The following is a 25,455-nucleotide window of genomic DNA, read 5'->3' on the forward strand; positions in this document are numbered from 1 at the left end:
GGGTGGGGGTTTGGGTGGTTTGCCGGGTGCGGGCCGTCAGTGGCTGGTCGCGCAGTTCCCCGCGCCCCTGAGGGCGTTGCTCAGCCGCATCCTGGCGAGTCGCCGGAGTTCTTCGGCCGCCACGGGGCGCTCCTCCTCCGGATCGTTGGACAAACGTGACCGGATGCCCGCGAGTACGTAGTCCAAGGCCTCGTCCGCCTTCAAACCGTCCAAGCAGATGACGAACACGTGTCCGAAGAGGGACTCGTAGGCCGCGTGGGCCGCGTTCAGGGCCGTGTGGGCCGCCGCATAGGTGTCGGCCGGGAGGGCGGGCCGGGTCTCCGCCGACAGGGCCTCCGTCAGGGCCGTCGCCGGCAGGTCGTATGCCGCCTCGTCCGCCGCCGCGAGGAGGGCGGAGAGGTCCGGGTAGGGGCGGTGCGCCGTCAGGCGGTGGGCCCAGTCGTGGCTTCCCAGGCACGCCAGGAGGGTCCGGGCCGCTTCGTCGGCGGGGGCCGTGTTGAAGCGGTCCAGTGGTGAGGGCGTCGCCGGAGTGGCGCGTGTTTGCACCGGTACCGGTATGGCCACTCGGCCGGAGAGATCTGGGAGACGGTGCACAGGCAGCGTGGTCCTCGTGTGCGAAAGATGTGGCGTCACGTTATCGAGTGACGGCATGACGTGTCCGACCGATGCCCGAATTTCACCCGAACGGGAGAGTTTCAGAACATGTGGTGGACGCAATGCGGCAGCGGCGCGCTTAGGTTGGCGCCGTGAGCGAGCACGGACGCCGGATACCGGCGAACAAGGTGAGGCAGCGGGCTGTGATCGCCGGTGCGGTGGTCGCCTCGCTCGGTGTGGGAGTCGGCCTGTGGGCCACCGACGGAGACGGTGACGGCGGGCGGGGAGGCCAGGCCGCCCGGTCCCCCGCGGAGGCGGCGGCGCCCAGCCCGAGCCGTTCCTACCCGCTGTCCGAGGAACCGCGCACCATACCCGCCGTACGTGAGCACACCGCGGCCCGCGGCCCCGGCTGGCAGCCGGAGAAGGAGCACCGCGTCGTCGTCGCCGACGCCGCCCTCGCCGACGAGGGACGGCAGATCGCCGGCGACCTCGGGCTGACGTACGCGGGGGAGAAGGACGACGAACGCGCCGGGGACGTGCTCCTCGACGTCAAGGCCGACAAGGGCGCCAACCCCGAGTCGTACACCATGACCGTGCGCGACGGCCGGGTCACCGTCAGCGGGCCGGCCGAGGCCGGTGTCTACTACGGCACCCGCACCCTGAAGCAGGCCGTGGACGGCGGCGGCGCCGCGCCGGAGGGCGTGGTGGAGGACGAGCCCGCCAAGCCGAAGCGCGGCTTCTCGCTCGACATCGCCCGCAAGCACTACGACGCCGACTGGATCAAGGACCGGATACGCGAGCTGGGCGACCTCAAGTTCAACGAACTGGGCCTGCACTTCTCCGACGACCAGGCCTTCCGCATCGAGTCCGACTCGCACCCCGAGATCGTCTCGGACGACCACCTGACCAAGGCGGAGATGAAGGAGATCATCGATCTCGCCGCCTCGCGCCACATCACCGTCGTCCCCGAGATCGACTCGCCCGGCCACCTCGGCGCCGTGATCGCCGCCCACCCGGACCTCCAGCTGCGCAACGCGCAGGGCACGCCGACGCGCGGGGCCATCGACATCTCCAAGCCCGAGTCCGCCGAGATCGTCGACGACCTGCTGAACGAGTACGCCGACCTCTTCCCCGGCTCCCAGTTCCACCTGGGCGCCGACGAGTACCAGGCGCTCGTGGTGCCCGACCCCGAGGCGTCCTACCCGGACCTGGCCGCCGCCGCCCGCAAGGCCTACGGCTCCGGCGGCACCGTCGCCGACCTCACCACCCAGTGGCTGAACGACCGCGCCAAGACGGTGCAGGCCCACGACCGCGTCCCGCGCGCCTGGAACGACGGCTTCTTCAAGGACACGTCCGTCGAACCGTCGAAGGACATCAAGGTCGCCTACTGGACCGGCAAGGAGATCGGCGCCCGGCCGCCCACCGAGTACCTCGCCGAGGGGCGCCAGGTCCTCAACTACAACGACGAGTTCCTCTACTACGTCCTCGGCGAGCCGCAGACCTTCGTCTACCCGACCGGCGAGCGCATCTACGAGCAGTGGACCCCCCGCGTCATCCGCGGCACCACGGCCGTCGACGCCAAGTACGACGACCAGATACTCGGCGGCAGCTTCGCGGTCTGGGGCGACATCCCGAGCGCGCAGACGCAGGCGCAGGTCGCCGAGGGCATCAGGCTGCCGCTGGCGGCGACGGTCCAGAAGCTGTGGGACCCGGGCGAACCCGAGCTGTCCTGGGCCGACTTCAGCTCGCTGGCGAACCGGCTCGACTGATCTCCCTGACTGATACGAGATTGTCCTATCCGGCTGCGAACTCGCGTACGGCTGTGGTGGTCTTTGGGCAGCCGAACCGACACCGGGGGGAACCGGGACATGGGGTACTGGGGCTATTTCGTCGTGGGCCGCGGGGCGCGACCGCTGGCCGAACTGGACGCGCTGGCCGGCGCCTCGGACATGGCGCTGCGTCAGTCCGCGCCGGACGGCTGGCAGGTGTGGGAGTTCCCGGGCGGCGACGGAGACGTCGGCAACATGAACGACCTGGCCGGACAGACCGGTGCCCCCGCCCTGTTCGGGTACGTCATGGACAGCGACTGCGTGGTCGTGGAGGCCGCGGCGCCCGAGAGCGGGGCGTGGACGACCTGTCTGGCGCGGTCCGCGATGGCCGGGTACCTCGGCGCCGAACGGGACGGGCTCACGCTGGAGGACTACTTCCTGGAGCCCCGGGACGCCGCCGAACGCGCCGTCGCCTGGGCCGCAGAGGCGGGGCGCACCGCGAGCGCCGTGGACCTGGCGGAGGTGCTCGCGGCGGAACCGGCCGCCGGTGCGGACGCCGGGGGCGACGAGGCCGGTCCGGTGGCCGAAAAACTCTTCTTCCGGTTCCTCGACCGGCTGGGCGTCGTCCCGCTGTGACACTCCCGGGTCGTCGCACGCTGTAAGGGTCAGTGTGGGCTCCGTGGTGGTGAGCGGGGCGAATCGGCGGGAACAGGGAGGCAACCGATGAGCCTGGTGGAACTGATCGCACAGGCCGACACACGCGGACTCGCCGCGAGCGGACTGGCTTGTTTGGATCGCTGTCTGCCGCTCCTCGACGGCGACGACGAGGTCCTCAGACCCCTGTGGGCCACCCTCGCCGACGACGCCGAACCCGACTGGGCCGGGGAGTTGGCGCAGGTGCGCGCCACACTCGCGGGAACCGGTGGTGCGGGCGAGGACGAGGCCGTGCTGCTGGCCCGCGTGATGCTGGCCGACGCGCCGGACGCGTGCTCCGGCCCGGCACTGCGGACCTGGGCCGACGCCTGTTCCGCCGCCGCACTGCGCGTCCACCGGCTCCTGGACCCGGCCGCGGACACGGACGGGCCGGCACCGCTCGTCGCAGGCGAACTGCGCCGCCAGGTCACCGTCCTGGACCTGCTCGCCGCGCACGGCCCGGCCGGGCTGCGCCCCGCCCTCGAGGTCTCCACGGAGGGGCGCCGGGTCCTGCGTGCCGTGGTGTCCCGCCGGGCGCGCGGGCGGGACGCCCGCCTGTGACGGTCGTGCGGCGAACGCGCGGCGGCGGTGCGGCGGACGTGGCGGAGGTGGGGTGGTCCTGCGCCGGTTGCGGAACGGCCCCGGCGAGCCTGTGACGAAACTCCGCCCGGCGGCGCTCTAGCCCATATGACGACTGTGACCAGCGGATTGACGACCCAGCAGGAGAACCGGCCGTCGGCCGCCGCGAAGCCGGTGCGGTGGGCGGCGGACGCGGTGGCCACGATGCGCGAGGGAGCCCGGCTGCGCCTCGACTATTCGGCGCAGAGCCTGTGGCGCGTCGACCGCGTGATCGACGGCATCCGCCGCGAGGGGGCGCCGTACGCCGCCGTGGAGACCGCGCTGCGCGGCCTGGGAGCATATGCGGGTGAGGTGATCGCCCGGGAGTCCGGCGGCGAGTGGTGGGCGACCGGCGGTGACCACTGGATCCGTACTCCCGACGGGCGGCTGTGGGACCCGGTCGACGAGGCCCGTCGCTGCTTCGCCGGTCACGGTTCGCTCCGGCTGCTGTGCCGGGACGCGACGACGGGCCGGTGAGGGCGGCGCGGTCCGGCCGCCAAGGCAACGGCCGGGGCCGCCACCCCCCACAGGAGAGGCCCCGGCCGTCGCGCGGCACGGGCCGCGCGGCGGCCCGTACTCCCTTCAGCGCCGGGAGTGCGTTTTCTGTCACACCTCACCGCGTCACGGGTTAGTTGCATCTTGTACGGCAATGCGATCAGGACATGGACGGTGGCGGTTTCAAGACGTAACGTGCCATTCGTGCCGACCAGCGGGGGGCTCGCTCCCGCGACGGGTTGCGGGAGACCACCGCGACCATCCATGGCGAAACCACGACGGCGAGGACCACGTCCGCGAGAGCGGCGCCGGTTTAGGCGCAGAAAGGCTTCTCGGTGCTGGGGGACGACGCGGAGTTGACCGCCGCGCTGCGTGCGGCACAGGACGGGAGCGAGAGCGCGTTCCGGACTGTGTACCGCGCCGTGCATCCGCGGCTGCTGGGGTACGTGCGGACGCTCGTCGGCGATCACGACGCCGAGGACGTGGCGTCCGAGGCCTGGCTGCAGATCGCCCGCGACCTGGAGCGGTTCGACGGGGACGCCGACCGGTTCCGCGGCTGGGCCGCCCGGATCGCCCGCAACCGGGCCCTGGACCACATCCGGATGCGCGGTCGCCGGCCCGCGATCGGCGGTGACGAGACGGAGCTGGCCGGCAGGCCCGCCGAGTCCGACACGGCGGGCGAGGCCATGGAGGCCCTGGCCACCGACAGCACCCTCTCGCTCATCGCCCGGCTGCCCCAGGACCAGGCCGAGGCCGTCGTCCTGCGCGTGGTGGTGGGCCTCGACGCCAAGAGCGCCGCCGAGACGCTCGGCAAGCGGCCCGGAGCCGTCCGCACCGCCGCGCACCGCGGCCTGAAGCGGCTGGCCGAACTGCTCTCCTGCGATCCGGAATCCGGCGGCGCGCTCGATGCCCTGCCGCCGCAGCGAGAACCGCGCGGTCGTGCGGTGACGTCCGCCAGTGTGACGCATACGCGTGCGCGGACGCAGAAGGACATGTGATGGCCGACGAGCAGGACAAGTGGCTGGACCGCGAAACGGCGGAGCTCTTGCTGCGCGGAGAGTCACCGGACGCTGTCCGCCCCGCGGACCGCGAACGCGCCGAACGGCTCGCCCTGGCCCTGGGGGCGCTCTCCACCCCACCCCCGCCGACCACCGACGAACTCCCCGGTGAGGCAGCCGCGCTGGCAGCTTTCCGCAAGGCGTACGCGGAACGGAGCGACCTCTCCGCGGGAGCCCCGGGCGCGCTCGCGACCGGCGCCGCGACTCGGCCCTCCGACGCCGGTCTGGTACGGATCGGCCCGCGCGGTGACAGTCTCCGGCGCCCCGGCTGGAGCCGGTCCCTGCGGCTCGGCATGGTCGCCGCGCTGGCCGTCGGCATGATCGGCGGGGTCGCCGTGGCAGCCGGAACCGGAGTGCTGCCCACGCCGTTCGACCGCACCCAACCGGAACCCGGCGCCAGTGCCTCGGCCGCCGTCTCCCCCGACCGTCCGCTCCTCTCTCCCTCCCCGATGGAAGGCGCGCAGGGCGGGGCGGTGCCCGACGGCACCCCCTCGGGCACGTCCGGCGCGGTCACCCCGGGCGCCGGCGGCACCGCGGCGAACCGGCCCCCGGAGCGCCGGGACTCGGAGAGCCGGGAGGCGGAGGACCGGGGAACCGGCGGCGCCGACGCCCGGCGTTCCGGCCACGTCGCGGTGTGCCGCAAGGTGCGGGCCGGCAAGGACGTCGACGACGCCCACCGGCGCACCCTGAAGGAGGCGGCCGGCGGCTCGTCGCGGGTCGGGAAGTACTGCAGACACCTCCTCGCCGTCACCGGAGCCGACGGCCGGGACGGCGAACTCCGGATGGGTGGCGGCGAGGGCGACGGCGACGACAGGACCGACCACCGCGACAAGAACGGCAAGAACAACAAAGACGGCAAGGGCGACAAGGGCGACAAGGGCGACAAGGGCGGTGAGGGCAAAGGCAAGGAGAAGGGCGGAAAGAAGAGCGACGAAGGAGACGACGGCAAGGACGAGGACGACGACGACCGCCGCCCCGCTCCGTCCGGCCCCGACGCCGTACGCCCTCACCAGCGGCACGCCCCGTCCGCCTTCCGCTCCCTGACCTGCGCTTTCATCGACGACGGGGATTCGTGCCCCACGGGTGTGACACTTTCGGCCACCCGGGCGCAGTAATGAGTGAGCCGACTGGTCATCGGCTTCCGCACCGAGCCGGGGTTCCCCCCGTACCTGCGGCTCGTGCACCTGGCGCGGGCGGGACACGTTCCCCCGGTCCCGCCCGCGCCCCATTCACCCCGCCCCGCGCCTCACCGGTACACGACGACCTTGTCGCCGTTCCTCACCTGCGCGAACAGATCCTTGATCGCCGCTTCGTCCCGTACGTTGACGCAGCCGTGCGAAGCTCCCGCGTAGCCGCGGGCCGCGAAGTCGTACGAGTAGTGCACGGCCTGGCCCCCGCTGAAGAACAGCGCGTAGGGCATGGCCGTGTCGTAGAGCGTCGACCAGTGCTCGCGGGACTTCCAGTACACCTCGAAGACGCCCTCGCGGGTCGGTGTGCGCTGCGACCCGAAGCGCACCGCCATCGTCGAGACGGTCCGGCCGTCGACCATCCAGCGCAACGTCCGGCTCGACTTGCTGACGCACAGCACCCGGCCGGTCGTGCAGCGGGGGTCGGGCGCGGCGGCCGGCTGCCCGCCCATCAGGTACAGGTCCCACTTGCCGGGCTCGCGCGTCATGTCCAGCAGCCGTTGCCAGGTCACGGTGTCCGTCCTGCCCGTCCTCGGCAGCCCGCGCTTGCCCTGGAAGCCGCTCACCGCGTGCTCGGTCAGGTCGTCGTACGTCCCGGACGGCCCGTCGACCAGCCACTCGACCTGACGCAGCCGGGCCTGGAGTTCGCGCACGTCCCGGCCGGAGTCGCCGCGCGTCCACAGCACCCGGGCGGGGAGCGGGCCGGGGTCGGAACGCGGTTCGTCCGTACGTGGCTCCTCCGTACGGGGCTCGTCCGTACGCGGTTCACCCGACGGCGGCCGGCTCGACGGCCGGTCCTCGGCCGGCGTGTGCTTCGGCGGGGCGCCGGTGACGTCTATGCGCACCGGCGAGTGCCCCTTGCCGTCCGGGCCCGTGCCCTGCACGGTGCAACCGGCCGCCACCAGCGCGGCCCCCACGGCGAGGGCGACCGCCCTCCCCGCGTTCCCCATGCTCGCCTCACGCATCACGGCCCCCCCGTCGTCCCACGGCTCCGCACGGATGTCCCCTGAGATGTTCCCCGCGGATGACGCCGCCTGAACGGAGCGGCATTGTTGTGACCGGGACCGCTTGGAGGCTGTGAGCAAGGTCCCGGCGTGCGCCGCTCCACCGGGTGCGGACGCGTGATTACAGTCCGTCGGAGGACCGGCCGTACCGGCGAGCAGGAGCCGGTGGTCCGATCGGTTCGAACAGGTGCTCAGCGGGAGGCGACACACCATGGCACGCGAGTCGGGCAGTGCTCGGTCCACCGAGAGCGGACTGCCCATCGAGCCGGTCTACGGGCCCGACGCGCAGGAGGGCTGGGACCCGGCCGAGCGGCTGGGCGAGCCGGGGAAGTACCCCTTCACCCGGGGCGTGTACCCGTCGATGTACACCGGCCGGCCGTGGACGATGCGCCAGTACGCCGGTTTCGGCACGGCCACCGAGTCCAACGCCCGCTACCAGCAACTGATCGCCAACGGCACCATGGGACTGTCGGTCGCCTTCGACCTGCCCACCCAGATGGGCCACGACTCCGACGCGCCGATCGCGAGCGGCGAGGTCGGCAAGGTCGGGGTGGCCATCGACTCGGTCGACGACATGCGGGTGCTGTTCGGCGGCATCCCGCTGGACAAGGTCTCGACGTCGATGACGATCAACGCCCCGGCCGCGCTGCTGCTCCTGCTCTACCAACTGGTCGCCGAGGAGCAGGGAGTGAGCGCGGACCAGCTGACCGGCACGATCCAGAACGACGTGCTGAAGGAGTACATCGCGCGCGGGACGTACATCTTCCCGCCCAAGCCCTCGCTGCGGCTGATCGCGGACATCTTCAAGTACTGCCGGGCCGAGATCCCGAAGTGGAACACGATCTCGATCTCCGGTTACCACATGGCGGAGGCGGGTGCCTCGCCCGCGCAGGAGATCGCGTTCACCCTGGCGGACGGCATCGAGTACGTGCGCACGGCGGTCGCGGCCGGGATGGACGTGGACGACTTCGCGCCCCGCCTGTCGTTCTTCTTCGTGGCGCGTACGACGATCCTGGAGGAGGTCGCCAAGTTCCGCGCGGCCCGCCGGATCTGGGCGCGGGTGATGCGCGAGGAGTTCGGCGCGCAGAACCCCAAGTCGCTGATGCTGCGCTTCCACACGCAGACGGCGGGCGTGCAGCTGACCGCCCAGCAGCCCGAGGTCAACCTGGTCCGCGTCGCCGTGCAGGGGCTCGCCGCGGTCCTGGGCGGCACCCAGTCGCTGCACACCAACTCCTTCGACGAGGCCATCGCGCTGCCCACCGACAAGTCGGCGCGCCTCGCCCTGCGCACCCAGCAGGTCCTCGCCTACGAGACCGACGTGACCGCCACCGTGGACCCCTTCGCCGGCTCCTACGTCGTGGAGAGGATGACCGACGACGTCGAGGCCGCGGCGTTGGATCTGATGCGGAGGGTCGAGGACCTCGGCGGCGCGGTCAACGCCATCGAGCACGGCTTCCAGAAGAGCGAGATCGAGCGCTCCGCCTACCGGGTCGCCCAGGAGACCGACTCCGGCGAGCGCGTGGTCGTCGGCGTCAACCGCTTCCAGCTCGACGAGGAGGAGCCGTACGAGCCGCTCCGGGTCGACCCGGCCATCGAGGCGCAGCAGGCCGAACGCCTCGCCGGGCTTCGCGCCGAACGCGACCAGAAGGCGGTCGACGCGGCGCTGGCGGCGCTGAGGAAGGCCGCGGAAGGCACCGACAACGTCCTCTACCCGATGAAGGACGCGCTCAGGGCCCGCGCCACCGTGGGCGAGGTGTGCAACGCCCTGCGGGAGGTCTGGGGGACGTACGAGCCCTCGGACGTCTTCTGACGCCGTCGGGGCCGTTCTCGAACAGTGGAACACCTGGGCGGAGTTTCGGGACTTCGTGCGACACTCCGCCCATGTTCGGCGTCATCGATCTCCCCACCTACCTCGCAGGTCTCGCTCTGATCGTCCTGCTCCCCGGTCCCAACTCGCTCTACGTCCTCTCCGTCGCCGCCCGTCGCGGCGTGCGCGCCGGGTACACGGCCGCCGCCGGCGTCTGGTGCGGGGACACGGTGCTGATGACGCTGTCGGCCGCCGGGGTCGCCTCGCTGCTCCAGGCCAACGCGGTGCTGTTCGGCATCGTGAAGTACGCCGGTGCCGGATACCTCACCTGGATGGCGTTCGGCATGCTGCGCGCCGCGTGGGGGATGTGGCGCACGCGCCGGGAAGAGGCCGCGCGGGACACCGACGCCCCCGCCGCCGGAGGTGACGAGCGGCCCTTCCGCCGGGCCCTGGTGGTCAGCCTGGTCAATCCCAAGGCGATCCTGTTCTTCGTCGCCTTCTTCGTGCAGTTCGTCGACCCGGGCTACGCCTATCCCGCCCTGTCCTTCGTCGTCCTGGGCGTCTTCGCGCAGGTGGCCAGCTTCCTGTACCTCAGCGCGCTGATCTTCAGCGGCACCCGCCTCGCCGCCGCCTTCCGGCGCCGCAGGCGGCTCTCGGCGGGGGCGACCTCGGCGGCGGGGGCGCTGTTCCTGGGCTTCGCCGTGAAGCTCTCGGTCGCGAGCGCGTAGCCGCCTGGCTCCGTCAGGACCGGCCGAAGCGCGCGAGGTGGGCGTCGAGGCCGGCCGGGGAGTCGCCCGCCCAGCCGACGTACCCGTCCGGGCGTACGAGGAAGGGGCCCGTGCCGCGTCGGGAGCGCGGCCGTCGGCCCGCGCCGCACTTCGCCGCGGTGGTCGACCGAGATGTACCGGCGGGTGGAGGCGGGGGCCCCGCTCGACCCGGCCGACACCTGGCGGGAGCGGCTGCTCAAGACCAACCGCGGCCTGCGCGCGAGCCTGCTCGGCTACCGGCACGGCGCCAGGGTGTTCAGCCTGGTCTTGCGAGGAACCCCAGGGCTTCACCTCTGGGAGGAATCGCATCCTTGCGGTCGCGGCGCGGAGCGGCCGGCTGTCGTCTCCGGCGGGGGCCGGAGATGGTGCGCACAGAGCAGGTTCACTCGGTCGAGTGATCAGGAGGGAACGTGCGGTGGATGGTCGTACATGTATGTACGTTCGGTGATCGTGAAGCTGACGGTGCAGGTGAGACTGCTGCCGACGCCGGTGCAGGCGGCGGCGCTTGAGGCGACCCTGCGTGCCTGCAATGAGGCAGCCACCTGGGTCAGTGGCGTGGCGTTCGAGAAGGACGTGAGGCGGAATTTCGCGTTGCGCAGGCTTGTCTACGACGAGGTCAGGGCCCGGTGGGGGCTGGGTGCGCAGGCTGCCCAGCATGTGGTCAAGAAGACGTGTGATGCGTATGCAACGCTGCGGGCGAACCTGAAGGCAGGCAATCTGGGGAAGCCCGGTTCGAAGCGTTATCGCCGGGCGGCCGGGAAACCGGTCTGCTTCCGGCCCCGGGGTGCGCAGCCCTATGACGACCGGATGCTGTCCTGGCAGACGGTCGAGAGACGGGTCTCGGTCTGGACGGTGGCAGGGCGCATCAAGGACGTGGCGTTCACCGCCTCGCCGGAGCAGCTGGCCACCTTGGCCCTGCACCGCAGAGGCGAGTCGGACCTGGTGTGCCGGGACGGCATGTGGTTCCTGAACGCCACCTGCGAGATCCCCGAAGCACCGACGAACCCCGATCCGGTGGACTTCCTCGGCATCGACCTGGGCATCGTCAACATCGCCACCACATCGGACGGCGAGATCATGGCCGGACGCGAACTCAATCGTGCGCGCGTCCGAGAACGCGGCCTGCGCGCCAGGCTGCAGCGCAAGAACACTCCGTCCGCCAAGCGCCGTCTGAAGAAGCGGCGTCGCAAGGAGGCCCGTCGGGCCAGGGACGTCAACCACAAGATCGCGAAGCATGTGGTGGCCGAGGCAGAACGCACCGGTCGCGGGATGGCCCTGGAGGACCTGACGGGCATCCGCGAGCGGGTACGGCTTCGCAAGCCCCAACGGGCCGCCCACTCCAGCTGGGCCTTCGCCCAGCTGGGGCAGTTCATCGCGTACAAGGCCCGCAAGGCGGGCGTGCCGGTGGTGCACGTCGATCCGGCGTACACCTCCCGCACCTGCGCCGAATGCGGGTACATCGACAAGGCGAACCGGGTCTCGCAGGCCTGGTTCGCGTGCCGGTCCTGCGGATTCGTTGATCACGCGGACCGGAACGGCTCCCGCAACATCCGCGCCAGAGCGTGGGAGTTGTGGCGACGCGGGGCCCCGTCAACGGCCCCTGCCCCATCCCGAACACCTCGGAGTGGGACTGGACGCAAACGCAGCATCACCGCCAGTGACGCCCGTTGTGCAAACCCGGCGCCATAGCGCCGGGTAGTTGACCGGCTCACGCTTCACCGGCGCGGAGCACGCCGAGCAGATGGAGGACAGCCTGCGCCTGTTCACCGCCGCCGGGCTCACCCTCGCGCAGGCGGTGCGGGCCAGTACGACGGCGTACCTGTTCACGCTCGGTTTCGTCACCGAGGAACAGGGCGTCCAGCCGCTGCCCGACGAGCGCAGGGAAGGCTTCGACGTGGACGAACGCGCCCGCCTGCTGGCCGCCTACCCGCTGACGGCCGCGGCGGGCGCGGAGATCTTCACGGACTACGAGCGGCACTTCGAGGAAGCGCTCGCCCTGGTGATCACGGGCATCGGCACGGCCTACGGCCTGGACTGACCCGACCCGCCGGACTTCGCCCGCTGCGCGGCCAGATACCGGCGCACCGCTCGGGTGGCGATCGGCGGGAGCAGGTCCAGGGCCAGTCGGCGGGTCCGGGCGCGGGGGCTCGGTGGCCGGGTGGTCCCGGCCGTGCGGCCCGCCGGGCGTGGCTGGGTGGTCTGGCCCGGCACGGATGCGGTGTCCGCCGGCGGTGCCTCCGGCTCGGTCGGCGCCGGGTGCCGGGAGACCGGGAGCGGGGGCGGGCTCAGCCGCTTGCTCTTGGCGCGGGTGCGTACCAGCCGCTGTCCCGCGGCCCGCTCCACCGTCACCGCGATGTCGTCGCGCCCGCGCAGCGCGGCCAGCAGGGCCTCCTGCACCGGTTCCGGGTCGCCCCAGGTGCCGTACAGCTTCTGGCTGCTCAGGCAGACCGGGCGCAGCCCGCGGTTGAGTACCGCCTCCCAGGCGGCCACGGCGACGCCCGGGGTGTGCTCGCTGCGGAAGTCGTCGAGGACGACGATCCCGTCGGGCCCCAGCAGATCACGGGCCGCGCCGATGTCGCCCTCGACGTGCTCGTACAGGTGCGAGGCGTCGATGTGGACGAAGCGGCAGCTGCCCGGCGCGACCTCGTCGACGATCGCTGAGCTGGGCGCCTGGACGATGGTGGGCAGGGTCTCGTGGAAGGACAGGTAGTTCCGTTCGAAGGCTTGCCGGGTGAGGGAGGAGTACGACTTCGCCGCCTCCGCCCGGTTGGCCGCGTCCGGCGGCTCGGCCCCGAACAGGTCGCAGACGGTGAGCGTCTCGCCGTCCCGCAGCCGGTGCCCGAGCAGGATCGCGCTCTTGCCCAGGTAGGCACCCAGTTCCAGCAGGTCGCCGCGGGTGTCCATGGTCTCCTGGCGCTCCAGGAACCAGGAGAACAGGACCTGGTCGAGCGGCCAGAACCAGCCGGGGACGTCGTTCAGCTCACCGGGGTACTTGTGCGTCTCTTGGGCAGTGGCCATGAGGGGAGGATGCCTCCTCCGAGCCGGAAATGGGGTCGGCGCGCGCGATCCGATCGAAGGAATATCACACGAATTGCTCAACGTGTCCGGGCGAGCACCGACCGCGACCAAGGCGTCGGGTGACCGCTCCGACAGCGCCGGAAAGGTCGCTGACGGCCCCTCGGACCCGCGGCTCCAGGGCGTTCGTCCTCACCCGTCCGGGGCGCTCGCGAACCGTGCTCAAGACGCCCGCAGGAATGCGGAGTGGGCCGCCCTGCCCAGGTAGGTGAAGCGCGTGCCGTCCCGCAGATGGCCGTCCAGCGCCTCCTTGATGCCCGGCCAGCTCGGGTCGCCGTAGTCGTCCAGGACGACGATCCCGCCGGGCGCGGCGATCTCCTCGGCCCACTGGAGGTCCTGGCGGACCCCCTTCGCCGAGTGGTCGCCGTCGACGACGATCACGCCGTAGGCGCGGTCCGAGACGGCCGCCCGGGTCTCGGGGTCCTCGGAGTAGCCGCGCCGGATCCGGGCCTCCGCGCCCGCCCGGCCCGCGAGGGCGAGGTTGGTGCGCACGGCGTGCTCGTCGACCGGGGTGCCCGTCGGGTCGGGACGCACGGTGGTGCCGGGCTGGAGCTGCACACCGGCGAAGGGGTCCACGATGGTCAGGCCCGGGCTGCGGCCGTCGCGTTCCAGCATCCGGACCAGCCCGGTGGAGAACATGCCGTACAGCGTCCCTATCTCCAGGACCTCGTCGTTCGGCGGATCGAGCAGCGGGACGGTGGCGAGCTTGCCGCAGATGTTCATGGTGCCGCCCGCGATCCGGCCCACGCCCAGCGACTCCAGCGCGATCAGGAGACGGTAGGCGGTCGTGACGTTGCGGGTGGCCGCGGCACGGTCGCCGGACAGCGCCGCGACCTCGGCGCGCAGCCGCTCCAGCGGGCCCTCGGCCAGCACCCGGGACAGGCCCCGGCCGTCCGCGCCGAGCAGCACGTCGCAGGTCAGCCGGTGAGGAGTGGCCTCACGGACCGCCGAGCGCACCCGACGGTCGATGCGCTGGTCGATCAGATCCGCCACGGGACGCAGCAGACGCCGGGAGACCGGACTGCGGAGCAGGGAACGGCTGTTCATGGGCGAACGACCTCAATCCGTCACGGAGGTGCAGGTGGGTACGTGGAACGCCAGTGGGGTGGGTGCGGCCAGACTAGGGAGGTCCTCGGCCGGACGCGCTGCCTCCGGACGGGCCGCCGGGAGAACTTCTGCGGAACACCGGAAGGCCGCCGGACGACGTCTCCCGCCGTTCACCGGAAGGTCACGCACAGGTGGCCGATGTTCATCCGGCACGGCTTCCCGCCGCTCACGGCGCCCTCATAGCCTGCACCGATGTCCCCGCGCGTCCTACCCGGGAGTGACCACCCATCGCCGCCGAGCCCCTGACCGCCGCCGACTCCGTACGGCCCGCCGCCACCGCCGCTGCGCCCCCGCCCCCGCGCGTCCGGGGCGAGCACCGGTACGACATCGACCTCGTCCGCGTCCTGGCCTCGGTCGGGGTCATCGTCTGCCACGCCGCGGGCGAACTCATGAAGGCCGTGGACCGCAGCCCCGCGGGCGGCGGGCCCGTCTACTGGACCGCCCTCACCGGGGACGCGCTCAGCCGGTGCGCCGTGCCGCTGTTCTTCGCCATCGCCGGGTGGGTCGTGCTCAGCGGCGCGCCGCCCCGTGACGACGGCCAGGTCCGCGGGCGGCTGACCCGCATCGTCGTGCCGATGGCCGTGTGGACCGTCGCCTACCTCCTCTGGGACCGGGTGCGGGACGCCCACACCGGCCCCGTGCGCGACCTCGCCCTGGACGCGGTGTTCGGCTCCGTCCGGCCCGCCTTCCACCTCTGGTACCTGTACGCCTACGTCCCCGTGATCCTGCTGCTCTCGGTGGCCGTCCTGGTCCGGGGCGGCAAACGGCCCTGGGGCGCGGGTGCCGCGCTGCTCGGCATCGCCCTCGCGCCGACCGTGCTCGGCGACCTCGGGCGCCTCCTCGACGTCCGGGTCCCGCCCTTCGCCTGGCAGTTCGGCGTCTACCAGATCGCGTACGCCGTCGCCGGGGCCGTGCTGCTCTCGCTGCCGGGCGCCGCCGTCGGCGGCCGGGGACGGCGGCTGCTGTGGCTGGCCGGCGGGCTGTGCGCGTGGGCCGCGGTGGCCGTCTACGAGCACCGGGTGCACTTCCCCGGCCCGTACGCCTCGCTCGTGGTGGCGCTGCTGGCGGGGACCCTGCTGATGGCCCTCAACCGGATCAGGGTGCCGGAGCGCTTCCGCCCGCTCCTCGCCCGGCTCGCCGGGGCCTCCTTCGGGGCCTACCTGGTCCACCTGATGTTCCTGGAGGCGCTCGCCCCGCGCGTGGTCTCCGCGGACGCGGGCTGGGCGGGTGCCGTGGGCGGGCTCGCCGGGCTGACGGTCGCGACGGTCGTGCTGTCGTTCGCCGCCGCCCTGCTGTGGACACGGCTGCGGCTGGGCCGCTGGCTGGGCTGAGCGGCGGGGGCCGCGACGACGGCCGGGCCGCGGGCGGACGCCGCCCGCGGCCCGGCCGCGGTCACTTCTTCCCGGCGCCGCGCCGCACCGCCCTGCGCACCACCCGCCGGGCCCGCCGCACCTGGAGCCTCGCGCGCAACTGCGGGCGGCTGCCGGGCAGTCCCAGCTCCGTCAGCCGCAGTTCGGGGAAGTAGTGGGCGGGGGTGGCGGCCAACTGGGCGCGCAGCCACGACTCGGTCGGCTCCCGCAGGTCCGCGTACGTCTTGGGCTGCATGCAGAAGCCGAGCGCCCGCACCAGCGGTGACAGCGATCCGGGTGCCGCGCCGACACGGGCCGGCTCCTCGCCGCGCTCCAGGTCGGGCACCAGGTGGTCGACCACGGCCAGCGGCACCCGGTTGCTGTTCGGGTACGGCTTGAGCCGTTCCATCACCAGCGCCGTCCCCACGCGGGCGACGGGAACGTCGTAGTAGGCCGAGGCGGTCACCATCGCCGTCGAGAAGCAGCCGACGACCAGTTCGGGCGCGCAGCGGTCGTACAGCGTCTCGGCCAGCAGCGGCGCGTCCAGCACGGTGAGCCGTACGCCCGCGTCCGCCGCCGCCTTGCTCAGGGCCGCCGTGTAACCGGCGGGGGCCGTCGGGTGCGGCTTGAAGACCACGGACCGGTGCCCGGCCCGCGCGGCCCCGGTGAGCATCCGGACGTGCAGGTCCTCCTCCTCCTGCGCGGTGAGGATGTTGATCGCCGCCAGGTACTGGCCGAGCAGCACGGCCGTCGGCTTCTCCCGGAGCACCGGGGCCAGTTCGGAGTCGTCCGCCGCCTCCCGGGAGATCTCGTCGAGCACGGCGCGGAACGCGTCGTCGGGGACGATCTCGGGCTCGACGCCGTACTCGGACAGCAGCAGGGGCCGCAGCCCCGGGATCAGGTCCAGGTGGAGGAGGCGCCGGACGCGGCTCGCGATGGTCAGCGGGAGCTTCTCGCGGGTCGGGCCGTAGCTCATCAGGCCGTCGGCGTACACGTGGACGGCGCTCTCGGAGAAGATCGCCGCCAGCGCGCGGGCCGGGTTGACCTGGATCGACTCGACCGCCAGCTCGACCAGGTCACGCTCGTCGATGCCCCAGGCCAGCCGGAAGGCCTTCTGCCACAGTGCCGTGTCGTTTCCGCGCGGGCCCCAGGCGCTGGGGTGGTGCGGGCGGATCGCCTCGTTCCAGCTGACGACGGAGTCGAACCGCGCGGTTATCCGCCCGTACCCGTGCATCTCGTCCAGCCGCAGCGCGGTCTCGGGTATCGCCGCGTTGTTCGAGACCAGCAGCACCCGCCGGGCACCGTCGCGCGGCCCGAACAGGCCCGCGTCGAGCGCCGCGGCGAGGGTGGCCGCTCCGTACAGGGTGGAGACCTGGAAGATCTGGGTCCGGTGGGGCGTGGAGGTGGTGTGGGACATGGGTCAGGCAGCCTTCCGCCCGTCACGCAGGCGGTTGAGCAGCCTGCCGCGAGTCCTGTCGATGGTCCGGAGGGTCTCCTCCAGCACGTGCTGGGGCATGCGGTGCAGCGCCTCCCGCGCCTCCCGGCGCAGCCGCTGGGCCGCCGCCGACTCGTACTCGTCCACCTTGCCGAGGTGGAAGGCGATCATGGCGCAGTACGTCCGCACGGCCTTCGGCAGGAAACGCTCGGCCTCCGGGTCCTTCAGCAGGTCCGCGAGGAGCATGTCGTAGGCAGGGATGAAGTCCAGCTGCCGGGAGTCCTTGATCTGCGTCAGCGAGGTGGCGACGCCGCGCCGGTAGAACACGCCGTGCAGACCGACGGACGCGTACGAGCGCGCCTTCAGGTGCAGGCGCCAGATCCACAACCGGTCCTCGGCGGTGCGCAGTTCGGTCGCGAAGCGCATCCCGCCGTCGGCGAAGAGGTGCCGGCGGTAGATCCCCGCCCAGACGAAGGGGTAGTCCACCATCGTCTCCATGTGCGGCGGCGCGATGCCGTCGCGCGGGTCCATCACGGTGTTGCGCACGGGCGCCGGCGGCCGCTTGATCACCCGCTCCGTGCCGGTGGCCTGCACGTGGTCGGTACGGGCGAAGTCGCAGCCCAACTCATCCATGCTGCGCACGAGTTCGGGCAGGTACCCCGGCCCGTACCAGTCGTCGCCGTCGAGGAACGTGACGTACTCGCCCCGGGCCGCGTCGATTCCGCTGTTGCGGGCCTGCGCTATGCCCCGGTTGGTCTCGTGCCGGATCACCCGGGTGTCGGAGCGTCGCTCCGCCCAGCGGTCGATCACCCATGACGTGGCATCCGTGGAGCAGTCGTCGACGAGCAGGAACTCGAATTCCGGGTCCGCGTTGTTGGCGAGACTTCTCAGAGTGCTCTCGGCGAAGGTCTCCACATTGTGCATGGGGACGACGACGGACAGTTTCGGCACGCGGGCCTCTCACGCTCGAAGGTCGGGGATTGGAACAGGCTAACGACGCCTCCGAATCCGCCGGTGTCCAGCCGGGCGCGGAAAAGCGAACTCCGTTCGCGGTGGAAGTGAATTCTTGGTGATTCGCGCCCGGGGTCACGTCGGGTCGAAGACGCTCCGCAGTTCCTGGAGGTTCGCCTGCGTGGTCTTCCACAGGAATTCCTGCGCGCCGAGCACGTCGGCGACCGCCGCCGCGTGGTCGTCGAGCACCGCGGACGCCCGCTCCGCGAGGCGCGGTCCCAGCTCCCGGTCGTGCACCGACAGCCCCCACTCCGGACGCCCGATGTCCGACAGGAAGTAGGCCAGCTTCGGATGGGAGACGAGGCTCAGGATCGGGGTCCCGCAGCCGAACGGGATCATGCCGGCGTGCCCGCGCATGCCGATCACCAGCCGAGCGCGGGCGTACAGGTCGCGGATCGCGTCGTTCGAGACGGCGTAGAGCCGCTCGACGGGCAGGGCGATGCCGTGCTCCCGGCGCAGGTCGTGCACGAACCGCTCGTCGGCCGGCATGTGCGCCGCGTACCGGACGTCCGCCCGCTCCCGCAGCGCCCCGAGCGCGTGGGCCGTCTGGGCGAGGAAGTGCCCGTAGTCGTGGCCGAATCGCAGGCCCGCGCGGTCGTAGGCGCAGTTGACCAGGACGGTGTCGGATCGCTCGGACGCCTCGAAGCGGCCCGGGAGCAGCTGCCGGGCCACCGTGGTCGGGCAGGGCTGGTAGCGCACCCGGTCGCGCAGCGAGGCGGGGAGCAGCTCGCGGACCCGGTCGATCGATCCGTGGTTGCGCAGCCCGAAGAACGCCGACCGCTCCACGAGGACGCGCAGGCTCTCGGCGAACCGGCGGCGCCGGTACTGCTGCCCGTCGAAGACGTTGTAGCCGACCGCGAACACCGCGAGCGGCGCGGTGACGCGGGCCAGCAGGTCGTCCGGCACGTTCCACTGCCAGTGGCTGTTGCCGTTGGGGGAGGTGTCCGGGAGGAAGAGACCGCCGCCGCCCACGACCACCCCGCGGCGCGCGTTCAGCCGCTCCAGGGCCGCCTCGTCGACCAGCCGGTGCACCGGCTGCGGGTACCAGCGGCGGGGGCCCGTGTCGGTGCCGAAGCACAGGCGTACGGCCTCGGGCAGGACCTTGTCCCCGGCGTTCTCGTCGCCCTCGGCGAACAGCGCCACGTGCGCGAGCTGTTCGGAGGGGTCCGGCTCCGGGCCGCGGGCGTCGCCGGCCGTGCCGTCGGAGTCCGGGCCGTCGGACTCCGGGCCGTCCGCCCGGGTGCGGACGTACCAGGCGTGGCAGCCCGCGTCGGTCGGGTCGGCGTCCAGGCCCTCGCGGGCGTAGGCGTGCGCGTCCGCCTCCCGGCCGCGGAGCCGGGCCAGCCGGGCGAGCTGCGCGAAGGCGCGCGGGGCGACGTCGGGGGAGGCGGCCGCCAGCAGCAGGTGGGCCTCGGCCTCGTCGTAGCGGGACAGCGCCATCAGGCAGACGCCCAGGGTCTCGTGGCAGCGCGGCGCGTCCAGCCGGTCCGCCACGACGGGCGCGAGGACCTCGACCGCCTCGTCGTACCGGCCCTGCCCGCGGTACACGTCGGCGACCGTGCGGGCCAGGTCCAGCGAGGGGCGGGCCTTCAGCAGGGGCGGGGCGTAGTGCGCCAGCAGGTCGGGGTGCTTGCGTCCGCGCAGGGCCCGGAAGGCGGCGCGGAACTCCTCGTCGCCCAGCTCGAAACGGCGCCGTGCCTCGGCCGCCGGGCCGTGCCCGGGGGTGTCGGACGGTCCCGTGAAGCGCAGGACGACGACGTCCTCGGGCACCGGCAGGTCGTCGTGCAGGCGGCGGGCGGGGAAGTCGTACCGCGCGTCGAGCGGGGTGAGGACGCCGTCGGGCGCCAGGCCCTCGCCGGAGCCGGAGCCGGAGCCGGAGCCGGAGCCGGACGCGGCGGCGAGCCGGGTCGCCAAGGCGTCGTCCACGTCCGCGCGCTGGACGACGAACAGCCCGTCCGGCGGCACCACCGGCCGCTCCCCGTCCTGCTCTCCGGCGTGCCGTCCGGCGTGCGGCGACCGCGGTACGGCGGCCACCCCGTGGCGCATCCGCAGCAGCTCGCCGAGGTCGCCCAGGACGACCATGCCGGGATCGAGGGCGAGGACGGTGTCGTACCCCTCCAGCCGGAAGACGTCCCCGCGGCCGGCCTCCGCGCGGCGGGTGACGAGGCGCGGGTGCAGCGGCCGCAGCGCGTCGAACGCGTCGTCGGGCAGACCGGGGTGGAGGACCACGAAGTCCTCGCACACCCCCGGGTTGGTCAGCGCGAGGCTGCGGATCAGCGTGGGGAGGCGGGACAGGCCGTCCCGGTCGGTGTGGACGGCGAAGGCGATCCGGCGTCTGCCGGTGACGGTGCTCCGGTCGTCCGCGGAGGCGGGGGAGTGGGTCATCGCAGCGCGATCCTCATCTTGCTGTCGTCGACGTGCGTCGCGCGGTCCATGACCCACTCGGCCTCCCTCGGCCGCAGCCGCCCGGGCGGGGTGAAGCCGATCAGGTCGAGGCGGGGGCTCGCGTCCAGGAAGTCCAGGAGTCTGAGCACGGTGAAGGCGGTGGTCGTCGCCGGCTCCCAGCCGCCCTCGCCCAGCAGGGCCGGGTCGGCGAGCGGGCGGCGCAGGGAGGCGTCGCCGACGTGCTCCTGCGCCCCGGGCGCCAGCCGGGTCCGTACGGCGCGGCGCCAGTCGGCGGCCGGGTCGCCGAACACCAGCCGGATGCCGGCCGGCCGCGTCCAGCCGGGCTCCTCCCAGGGGGCACCACCCCGCAGCGTGACGGCGTGCAGGCCGGTGCGCTCGCCGGTGCCCCCGGCGCGGACCCGGTAGCCGTCGCAGCGCACCACCAGGTCGTAGCGGTCGATCTCCGCGCCCAGGGTGCTCGCGGCGACGTCCCCGGCGTTCGCGACCAGGCACACCGTCCGCCCCGCGATCAGGGCCCGCAGACCGGTCACGCCGACCGGGGTGGCGCCGCCGAGCAGCGGTTCGGGTACGGCGCCCTGCTCGACGAGGCGCCGGTGACGCCCGTGCAGCTCCAGCAGACGCCGCACCGCCGGGTCGCCCGGGCCGTGCTCGGCCAGCCGCTCCCGTACGAAGGAGGCGAACCGGGGTTCGACGACCGCGGTGGTCGTGGTGGGCTCGCGGAGCAGGTCGGCGAGACCGGCACCCGCCTCGGGGAAGAGCGCCACGGCCGCTTCGACGCAGGCCCGGCGGCGGCGCAGGGTGTCCATCCTGCGGGCGACCTCGGGCGCCGGGGTGCCGCCGCCGAGGAGCGTGACGTAGCGCTCGTAGCACTGGAGCGCCTCGTCCCCGCGGCCGAGCCCGTCCAGCGCCAGGCCGCGCAGCCGCCAGGCGCCCTTGGACCGCTGCCGGATGCCGGCCGACGACTCGGCGAGCCCGAGCGCCAGGCCCAGCCCGCGCTCCCCACCCGCCTCCAGCGCCCGCTCGCCGACCTGGAGCAGGGCGTCGAAGGGGTCGGCCGACGGGCTGTCCAGCGAGGCCGCGAACACGCCGATCGCCCGGCTGAGCCGCACCTGCGGGACGCCGGCCCCGTCGCCCTCCCCGGCGAGGTGCTCACCGCACAGACGCATGCTCCGCGCGTACAGCACCGGCCTGGCGGCGTCCTTATGCCGTGCCTTGAACAATCCCGCCAGGGGTTTCGTCATGCGCTCCACCGTTCTCCGACCGGAGCCCGAATGTGCCGGAGCCCGACGCTCCGCGGGTGTCCGGGGGACGGACACCGGGTGAACACTCGCCCTGCCCAAGGGCCCCGCACGCACCCGGCACCCAGCCGCCTCAACGCCCCAGGGACCGCCGAATCGCACGGGCCCGGCGCACGACGCTCCGGGCCGTCGAGTTGTGCGGCAGGAAGCCCAGGCGGGACGGGATGCCGCCGGGGAGGCCCAGGGACGTGAGGCGGCGTTTCTTGAAGTAGCGCCAGGTGTGGGGGGTCAGGCCGGTGCGGAGGTAGGCCTCGGCGGCGGGGCGGAGTTCCGGGAGGACCTTCGGCTGCATCGCGAAGCCGACGGTCCGCAGCAGCGCGGTGAGGGCGTCGGCGTCCGTGGCGGCCCGGCCCTCGGCGACCGCGGCGGCGTCGGACAGGTCCGGCAGCAGCGCGTCCACGAGGGTCGCGGGGACGCGGTTGCTGTTCTCGTACGGCGTCAGCCGGTCCAGCAGCGTCTCGGTGCCGAGCCGCGCCACCGGCAGCCCGTACAGGGTGGACGCGGTGAGCAGCGCCGTGGAGAAGCAGCCCACGACCAGCGCCGGGCGGGTCCGCTGGAACAGCACCTCCGCGAGGACCGGCGTCTCCACCACGTGCAGCTCGACGCCGAGCTTCCCGGCCTCCCGCTCCAGCGTCCGTGTGAACCGCGCCGGCGCGGTCGGGTGGGACTTGAACACCACGCGGGTGTGCCCGAGCGCCGCCGCGCCGGTCAGCATCCGCACGTGCAGGTCTTCCTCCTCCTCGGCGGAGAGCACGCCCAGTGCCGAGAGGTACTGGCCGAGCAGCACCGCGGGCCGCTCCACGTCCGGCAGACCCGCGCCCGTCTCCGCCAGCTCGGCGAGCACCTTCGTGAACGCCGGGGTCGGCACGATCTCGGGCTCGACGCCGAACTCCGTCAGCAGCAGCGGCGCGAGCCCCGGCACCAGGTCCAGGTGGAGCAGCCGTTCGACGCGCGTGCCGACCAGGGGGGCCAGCTTGGTGCGGGTGGGCCCGTAGCTCATCAGCCCGTCCGCGTAGACGGTCAGCGGCGCGTCGGTGAAGATCTGCGCCACGCCGAGCGCGGGGTGCACCTGGATCGACTCCACGGCCAGCGCCACGTCGTCGTCGCCGATGCCCCAGGCCAGCCGCAGGTGCCGCTCCCACATCGGTACGTCGTCCAGCCGCGGCGACCAGCCGCCGGGGTGGAAGGGGAAGATCACCTCGTTCCACGACACCACGTCGTCGAACCGGTCGCGCAGCCGCTCGAACCCCGGCATCCGGTCGACGGACGGGGCCGTCTCGGGCGTCGCCGCGTTGTTGGAGACCAGCAGGATCCGCCGGTCGGCCGGGGCGAAGCTGCCGGTGTCGAGGGCCGCCGCGAGCGTCGCCGTGCCGTACAGCGTCGACGCCAGGAAGATCTGCGTGGTCATGCCGCCGCCCCCGTCCCGGCACGCCGGCGCAGCCGGCGCAGTCGTGTGGCGCGCTCGGCGTCCATCGACCCGAGCGCGACGTCGAGTGCGTCCTGCGGCATCCGCCGCAGCGCCGCCGCGCTCATCTCCTTGAGTTTCCGCGCCACGGCAGGCTCGAACCTTTCGATGGAACCGAGATGGTGGGAAATGATCGCGCAGTACGTCCGCACGGCCTTGGGCAGCAGCAGCTCCGCCTCCGCGTCGCCCGCCGCCCCCGCGACGACCTCGTCGAACGCGCGGATGAAGTCGAGCTGGCGGATGTCGCCGACCTGGGTGAGCGAGGACGCCACCCCGCGCCGGTAGAAGGCGCCGAGCAGCCCGGTCACCGCGAAGGAGTCCGCCTCCCGGTGCAGCTTCCAGATCCACGGCCGGTCCTCGGCCGTGCGCAGCCCGTCGGTGAAGTGCAGCAGACCGCGCTCGGCCAGCCGCCGGTGGTAGATCCCCGCCCACGCGTACGCGTAGTCCACGGAGGTCGAGCGGTGCGCGGGCAGGATCGCGTCGCGCGGACGCAGCGCCACGTTGCGGCGGCCGTGCGGGACGCGGTGCAGCGTGCGGGTCCGCCCCGTGCACTGCACGTGGTCGGTGCGCACGAAGTCGACGTCCAGCCCCTCGATCGCGGCCACCAGCCGGGCGCAGTGGCCGGGCGCCAGCCAGTCGTCGCCGTCCAGGAAGGCGACGTACTCGCCGCGCGCCCGGTCGATGCCGGTGTTGCGGGCGGTCGCCAGGCCGCCGTTCCTCTCGTGTATGACCAGCACCGCCCCCGGCAGCTCGCGCTCGGCACGGGCGAGGAGGTCCGCGGTCCCGTCGGTCGAGCAGTCGTCGACGAGAATGAATTCGAAGTCGTCCCGCGCGTTTGCGCGCAGACTCCGCAGGGTGTCTGGTGCGTACTGCCGAACGTTGTAGAACGGCACGATGACGGAGAGCTTGGGCACGTGAGCGACGTTATGCGCCGGCCCGGCATTCGGCTTTACCGCCGCCTTGAGGTGAGGTGAACGCGGCGTGGCGAAGCAGTGAAGCGAACATTTTTACGGATGCCGGGCGAGCTGATTCCCCTGTCGGCGACGTGCTGTTCACCCTTTGTTGGATTCCGGTTGGGCGGTTCCTAGAAATGGCTTCCTAGCGTCTACGACGTGCCAGCAAGTGCAACGAAGGCCCTGCGAGTCGCCGTTCTGGCGGACTCCGACACCCGGTGGAAATGGGGCGCGCTCACCGCGACCCGGATCTCCCCCGCGGAACCGGAGGACATCCGCCTCGACGGCTACCTCCTGCGCGGCCGAGCCACCCCCACCGCCCGCCAGCTGCGGGAGGTCGGCGTCACCGCGGACTCGCTCCGCGAGGTGACCGCCGTCGAGTTCCTGCGCGCCATGGAGGCGGCGACGGGCGAGGAGTCCTACGACGTCCTCGTCCTCGCCCTGGTCGGCGGCGGCGTCCAGGCGATGCTGCACGGACTCGGCCGCGCCTGGCGGGACCGCGCCGACCGGCCCGTGGTCGTCACCGGCTACGTGGGCGTCGTCTACGAGAAGCTCGCCGACGGCCTGCTGCTGCGTCACGGCGCCGACCTCGTCCTCGCCAACTCCCGCCAGGACGCGGAGCGTTTCCGGTCCGTGTACGAGGGGGTCGGCGCCGACGCCGCCGCCGTGACCGAGGTGGCCCTGCCCTTCCTCGGCGGCGCGGGGTACCCCGGCGAGCCCGACGGCACCGACCGCCCCTACACGGTCGTCTTCGCCGCCCAGCCCTCCGTGCCGGACAGCCGCAAGGACCGTACGTACCTCCTCGAACGGCTGATCCGGCACGCCCGCCGCCACCCCGAGCGCGAGGTGCTGCTCAAGCTGCGCTCCAAGCCGGGCGAGCACACCACGCACATCGAGGAGCTGCCGTACCAGAAGCTGGTGCAGCGGGCCGATCCGCCGCCCAACTTCCGCCTGGTCTACGGGCACATGGGCGAGGTGCTGGACCGCACCGACCTGCTGGTCACCATCAGCTCCACCGCGGCCCTCGAATCCCTGCACCGCCGCATCCCCACCGTCGTCCTCACCGACCTCGGCGTGCGCGAGGCGCTCGGCAACCACCACTTCGTCGGCTCGGGCTGCCTCGCCTCCTGGGACCAGCTCGACGAGGGCCACCGCCCGGCACCCGACGCCGACTGGGTCGCCCGGCAGGGCGTCGCGGCGGACGGCGAGTACGCGACCGCCTTCGACGAGGCCCGCGACCGCATCGCCGCCCTGCTCGGCCGGTCCGGCGGACTGCCGCCGCTCACCCCGTACTACACACCCGTCACCGCCCCCGGCTACCTGCCCGGCATCCTCGCCCGCCACCACCTCGCCCCCGACGGCAC

Annotated in this window: 21 protein-coding genes and 3 pseudogenes; 13 read left to right on the top strand and 11 right to left on the bottom strand. The window is 72.9% G+C overall.

Going from position 1 to position 25,455, the window contains the following annotated elements; all coding sequences use genetic code 11:
• Positions 1-36: 36 nt before the first annotated feature.
• Positions 37-546 (bottom strand): 2-oxo-4-hydroxy-4-carboxy-5-ureidoimidazoline decarboxylase, encoded by a 510-nt coding sequence (locus tag DMH12_RS23015; protein ID WP_260474314.1) that lies wholly within the window; start codon positions 544-546, stop codon positions 37-39.
• Positions 547-797: 251 nt separating this feature from the next.
• Here DMH12_RS23015 and DMH12_RS23020 point away from each other — a divergent pair, with 251 nt between their 5' ends.
• From DMH12_RS23020 to DMH12_RS23045, 6 genes are all read left to right on the top strand, one after another.
• On the top strand, positions 798-2,363 hold the full coding sequence (locus DMH12_RS23020) for a glycoside hydrolase family 20 protein (protein ID WP_125493403.1): 1,566 nt from the start codon (positions 798-800) through the stop codon (positions 2,361-2,363).
• A gap of 99 nt (positions 2,364-2,462) precedes the next feature.
• On the top strand, positions 2,463-2,999 hold the full coding sequence (locus tag DMH12_RS23025; protein WP_125493386.1) for a hypothetical protein: 537 nt from the start codon (positions 2,463-2,465) through the stop codon (positions 2,997-2,999).
• A gap of 87 nt (positions 3,000-3,086) precedes the next feature.
• Positions 3,087-3,617, top strand: a complete 531-nt coding sequence (locus DMH12_RS23030; protein ID WP_125493387.1) for a hypothetical protein — start codon at positions 3,087-3,089, stop codon at positions 3,615-3,617.
• A gap of 126 nt (positions 3,618-3,743) precedes the next feature.
• Entirely contained in the window at positions 3,744-4,151 is a 408-nt protein-coding gene (locus DMH12_RS23035; protein ID WP_125493388.1) for a hypothetical protein, read from the top strand.
• A gap of 353 nt (positions 4,152-4,504) precedes the next feature.
• Positions 4,505-5,167: an RNA polymerase sigma factor gene (locus DMH12_RS23040; RefSeq protein ID WP_125493389.1), complete on the top strand. Its 663-nt coding sequence runs from the start codon at positions 4,505-4,507 to the stop codon at positions 5,165-5,167.
• Entirely contained in the window at positions 5,167-6,342 is a 1,176-nt protein-coding gene (locus tag DMH12_RS23045; RefSeq protein ID WP_185832484.1) for a hypothetical protein, read from the top strand. The genes DMH12_RS23040 and DMH12_RS23045 overlap by 1 nt, the downstream gene beginning before the upstream one ends.
• A gap of 131 nt (positions 6,343-6,473) precedes the next feature.
• On the opposite strand, the gene DMH12_RS23050 is transcribed toward DMH12_RS23045, so the two are convergent.
• The gene (locus DMH12_RS23050) at positions 6,474-7,379 is read right to left on the bottom strand and encodes a L,D-transpeptidase family protein (protein WP_125493390.1); all 906 of its coding nucleotides are present in this window, start codon (positions 7,377-7,379) and stop codon (positions 6,474-6,476) included.
• 250 nt (positions 7,380-7,629) lie between these two features.
• On the opposite strand from DMH12_RS23050, the gene DMH12_RS23055 reads away from it, so the two are divergent.
• Positions 7,630-9,228, top strand: coding sequence for a methylmalonyl-CoA mutase (locus DMH12_RS23055; protein WP_125493391.1), 1,599 nt, complete (start codon positions 7,630-7,632; stop codon positions 9,226-9,228).
• Positions 9,229-9,299: 71 nt separating this feature from the next.
• The gene (leuE, locus tag DMH12_RS23060) at positions 9,300-9,953 is read left to right on the top strand and encodes a leucine efflux protein LeuE (RefSeq protein ID WP_125493392.1); all 654 of its coding nucleotides are present in this window, start codon (positions 9,300-9,302) and stop codon (positions 9,951-9,953) included.
• A 13-nt stretch (positions 9,954-9,966) separates the two neighbouring features.
• On the opposite strand, the pseudogene DMH12_RS40525 reads toward leuE, so the two are convergent.
• A pseudogene (locus DMH12_RS40525) lies at positions 9,967-10,146 on the bottom strand (hypothetical protein); the annotation flags it as partial.
• Here DMH12_RS40525 and DMH12_RS39460 point away from each other — a divergent pair.
• From DMH12_RS39460 to DMH12_RS23075, 3 genes and pseudogenes are all read left to right on the top strand, one after another.
• A pseudogene (locus DMH12_RS39460) lies at positions 10,116-10,253 on the top strand (TetR/AcrR family transcriptional regulator C-terminal domain-containing protein); the annotation flags it as partial. The pseudogenes DMH12_RS40525 and DMH12_RS39460 sit on opposite strands and share 31 nt — an antisense overlap.
• Before the next feature lie 189 nt (positions 10,254-10,442).
• On the top strand, positions 10,443-11,681 hold the full coding sequence (locus tag DMH12_RS23070) for an RNA-guided endonuclease TnpB family protein (protein ID WP_125493404.1): 1,239 nt from the start codon (positions 10,443-10,445) through the stop codon (positions 11,679-11,681).
• Between the two features lie 13 nt (positions 11,682-11,694).
• Positions 11,695-12,030: pseudogene (locus tag DMH12_RS23075) on the top strand (TetR/AcrR family transcriptional regulator C-terminal domain-containing protein); the annotation flags it as partial.
• On the opposite strand, the gene DMH12_RS23080 reads toward DMH12_RS23075, so the two are convergent.
• Together DMH12_RS23080 and DMH12_RS23085 are read right to left on the bottom strand one after the other, a co-directional pair.
• Complete coding sequence (locus DMH12_RS23080; RefSeq protein WP_125493393.1) at positions 12,015-13,010, bottom strand: class I SAM-dependent methyltransferase; 996 nt, start codon at positions 13,008-13,010, stop codon at positions 12,015-12,017. The pseudogene DMH12_RS23075 and the gene DMH12_RS23080 sit on opposite strands and share 16 nt — an antisense overlap.
• Positions 13,011-13,229: 219 nt before the next feature.
• Positions 13,230-14,114 (bottom strand): class I SAM-dependent methyltransferase, encoded by an 885-nt coding sequence (locus tag DMH12_RS23085; protein ID WP_125493394.1) that lies wholly within the window; start codon positions 14,112-14,114, stop codon positions 13,230-13,232.
• A 302-nt stretch (positions 14,115-14,416) separates the two neighbouring features.
• Between DMH12_RS23085 and DMH12_RS23090 the strand changes: the two genes are divergently transcribed.
• Positions 14,417-15,505, top strand: a complete 1,089-nt coding sequence (locus DMH12_RS23090; protein ID WP_125493395.1) for an acyltransferase — start codon at positions 14,417-14,419, stop codon at positions 15,503-15,505.
• A gap of 61 nt (positions 15,506-15,566) precedes the next feature.
• Here DMH12_RS23090 and DMH12_RS23095 read toward each other — a convergent pair whose 3' ends face one another.
• The 6 genes from DMH12_RS23095 to DMH12_RS23120 form a co-directional block, all read right to left on the bottom strand.
• Positions 15,567-16,940, bottom strand: a complete 1,374-nt coding sequence (locus tag DMH12_RS23095) for a polysialyltransferase family glycosyltransferase (protein ID WP_125493396.1) — start codon at positions 16,938-16,940, stop codon at positions 15,567-15,569.
• A 3-nt stretch (positions 16,941-16,943) separates the two neighbouring features.
• Positions 16,944-17,909 carry a glycosyltransferase family 2 protein gene (locus DMH12_RS23100; protein ID WP_125493397.1) on the bottom strand — a complete coding sequence of 322 codons (966 nt, stop codon included), beginning with the start codon at positions 17,907-17,909 and terminating at the stop codon, positions 16,944-16,946.
• A gap of 135 nt (positions 17,910-18,044) precedes the next feature.
• Positions 18,045-20,354 carry a polysaccharide pyruvyl transferase family protein gene (locus DMH12_RS23105; RefSeq protein ID WP_125493398.1) on the bottom strand — a complete coding sequence of 770 codons (2,310 nt, stop codon included), beginning with the start codon at positions 20,352-20,354 and terminating at the stop codon, positions 18,045-18,047.
• Positions 20,351-21,616 (bottom strand): hypothetical protein, encoded by a 1,266-nt coding sequence (locus DMH12_RS23110; protein WP_125493399.1) that lies wholly within the window; start codon positions 21,614-21,616, stop codon positions 20,351-20,353. Before DMH12_RS23110 ends, DMH12_RS23105 begins: the two co-directional genes overlap by 4 nt.
• Positions 21,617-21,746: 130 nt before the next feature.
• Positions 21,747-23,081, bottom strand: a complete 1,335-nt coding sequence (locus DMH12_RS23115) for a polysialyltransferase family glycosyltransferase (RefSeq protein WP_125493400.1) — start codon at positions 23,079-23,081, stop codon at positions 21,747-21,749.
• Positions 23,078-24,052, bottom strand: a complete 975-nt coding sequence (locus DMH12_RS23120) for a glycosyltransferase family 2 protein (RefSeq protein WP_125493401.1) — start codon at positions 24,050-24,052, stop codon at positions 23,078-23,080. Before DMH12_RS23120 ends, DMH12_RS23115 begins: the two co-directional genes overlap by 4 nt.
• Before the next feature lie 198 nt (positions 24,053-24,250).
• Here DMH12_RS23120 and DMH12_RS23125 point away from each other — a divergent pair.
• On the top strand, positions 24,251-25,455 hold a 1,205-nt coding region (locus tag DMH12_RS23125; RefSeq protein ID WP_125493402.1), incomplete at its 3' end, for a DUF6716 putative glycosyltransferase.

It is taken from the genome of Streptomyces sp. WAC 04229 (assembly GCF_003947455.1).
In the GTDB taxonomy this organism is placed as follows: Bacteria; Actinomycetota; Actinomycetes; order Streptomycetales; family Streptomycetaceae; genus Streptomyces.

Bases quoted from the DNA above. Each gene is read 5' to 3' on its own strand.
- DMH12_RS23025 (WP_125493386.1), top strand. From the start codon at position 2,463: ATGGGGTACTGGGGCTATTTCGTCGTGGGCCGCGGGGCGCGACCGCTG.
- DMH12_RS23030 (WP_125493387.1), top strand. From the start codon at position 3,087: ATGAGCCTGGTGGAACTGATCGCACAGGCCGACACACGCGGACTCGCC.
- DMH12_RS23035 (WP_125493388.1), top strand. From the start codon at position 3,744: ATGACGACTGTGACCAGCGGATTGACGACCCAGCAGGAGAACCGGCCG.
- DMH12_RS23045 (WP_185832484.1), top strand. From the start codon at position 5,167: ATGGCCGACGAGCAGGACAAGTGGCTGGACCGCGAAACGGCGGAGCTC.
- DMH12_RS23050 (WP_125493390.1), bottom strand. From the start codon at position 7,379: ATGCGTGAGGCGAGCATGGGGAACGCGGGGAGGGCGGTCGCCCTCGCC.
- DMH12_RS23055 (WP_125493391.1), top strand. From the start codon at position 7,630: ATGGCACGCGAGTCGGGCAGTGCTCGGTCCACCGAGAGCGGACTGCCC.
- leuE (WP_125493392.1), top strand. From the start codon at position 9,300: ATGTTCGGCGTCATCGATCTCCCCACCTACCTCGCAGGTCTCGCTCTG.
- DMH12_RS23080 (WP_125493393.1), bottom strand. From the start codon at position 13,010: ATGGCCACTGCCCAAGAGACGCACAAGTACCCCGGTGAGCTGAACGAC.
- DMH12_RS23085 (WP_125493394.1), bottom strand. From the start codon at position 14,114: ATGAACAGCCGTTCCCTGCTCCGCAGTCCGGTCTCCCGGCGTCTGCTG.
- DMH12_RS23095 (WP_125493396.1), bottom strand. From the start codon at position 16,940: ATGTCCCACACCACCTCCACGCCCCACCGGACCCAGATCTTCCAGGTC.
- DMH12_RS23105 (WP_125493398.1), bottom strand. From the start codon at position 20,354: ATGACCCACTCCCCCGCCTCCGCGGACGACCGGAGCACCGTCACCGGC.
- DMH12_RS23110 (WP_125493399.1), bottom strand. From the start codon at position 21,616: ATGACGAAACCCCTGGCGGGATTGTTCAAGGCACGGCATAAGGACGCC.
- DMH12_RS23115 (WP_125493400.1), bottom strand. From the start codon at position 23,081: ATGACCACGCAGATCTTCCTGGCGTCGACGCTGTACGGCACGGCGACG.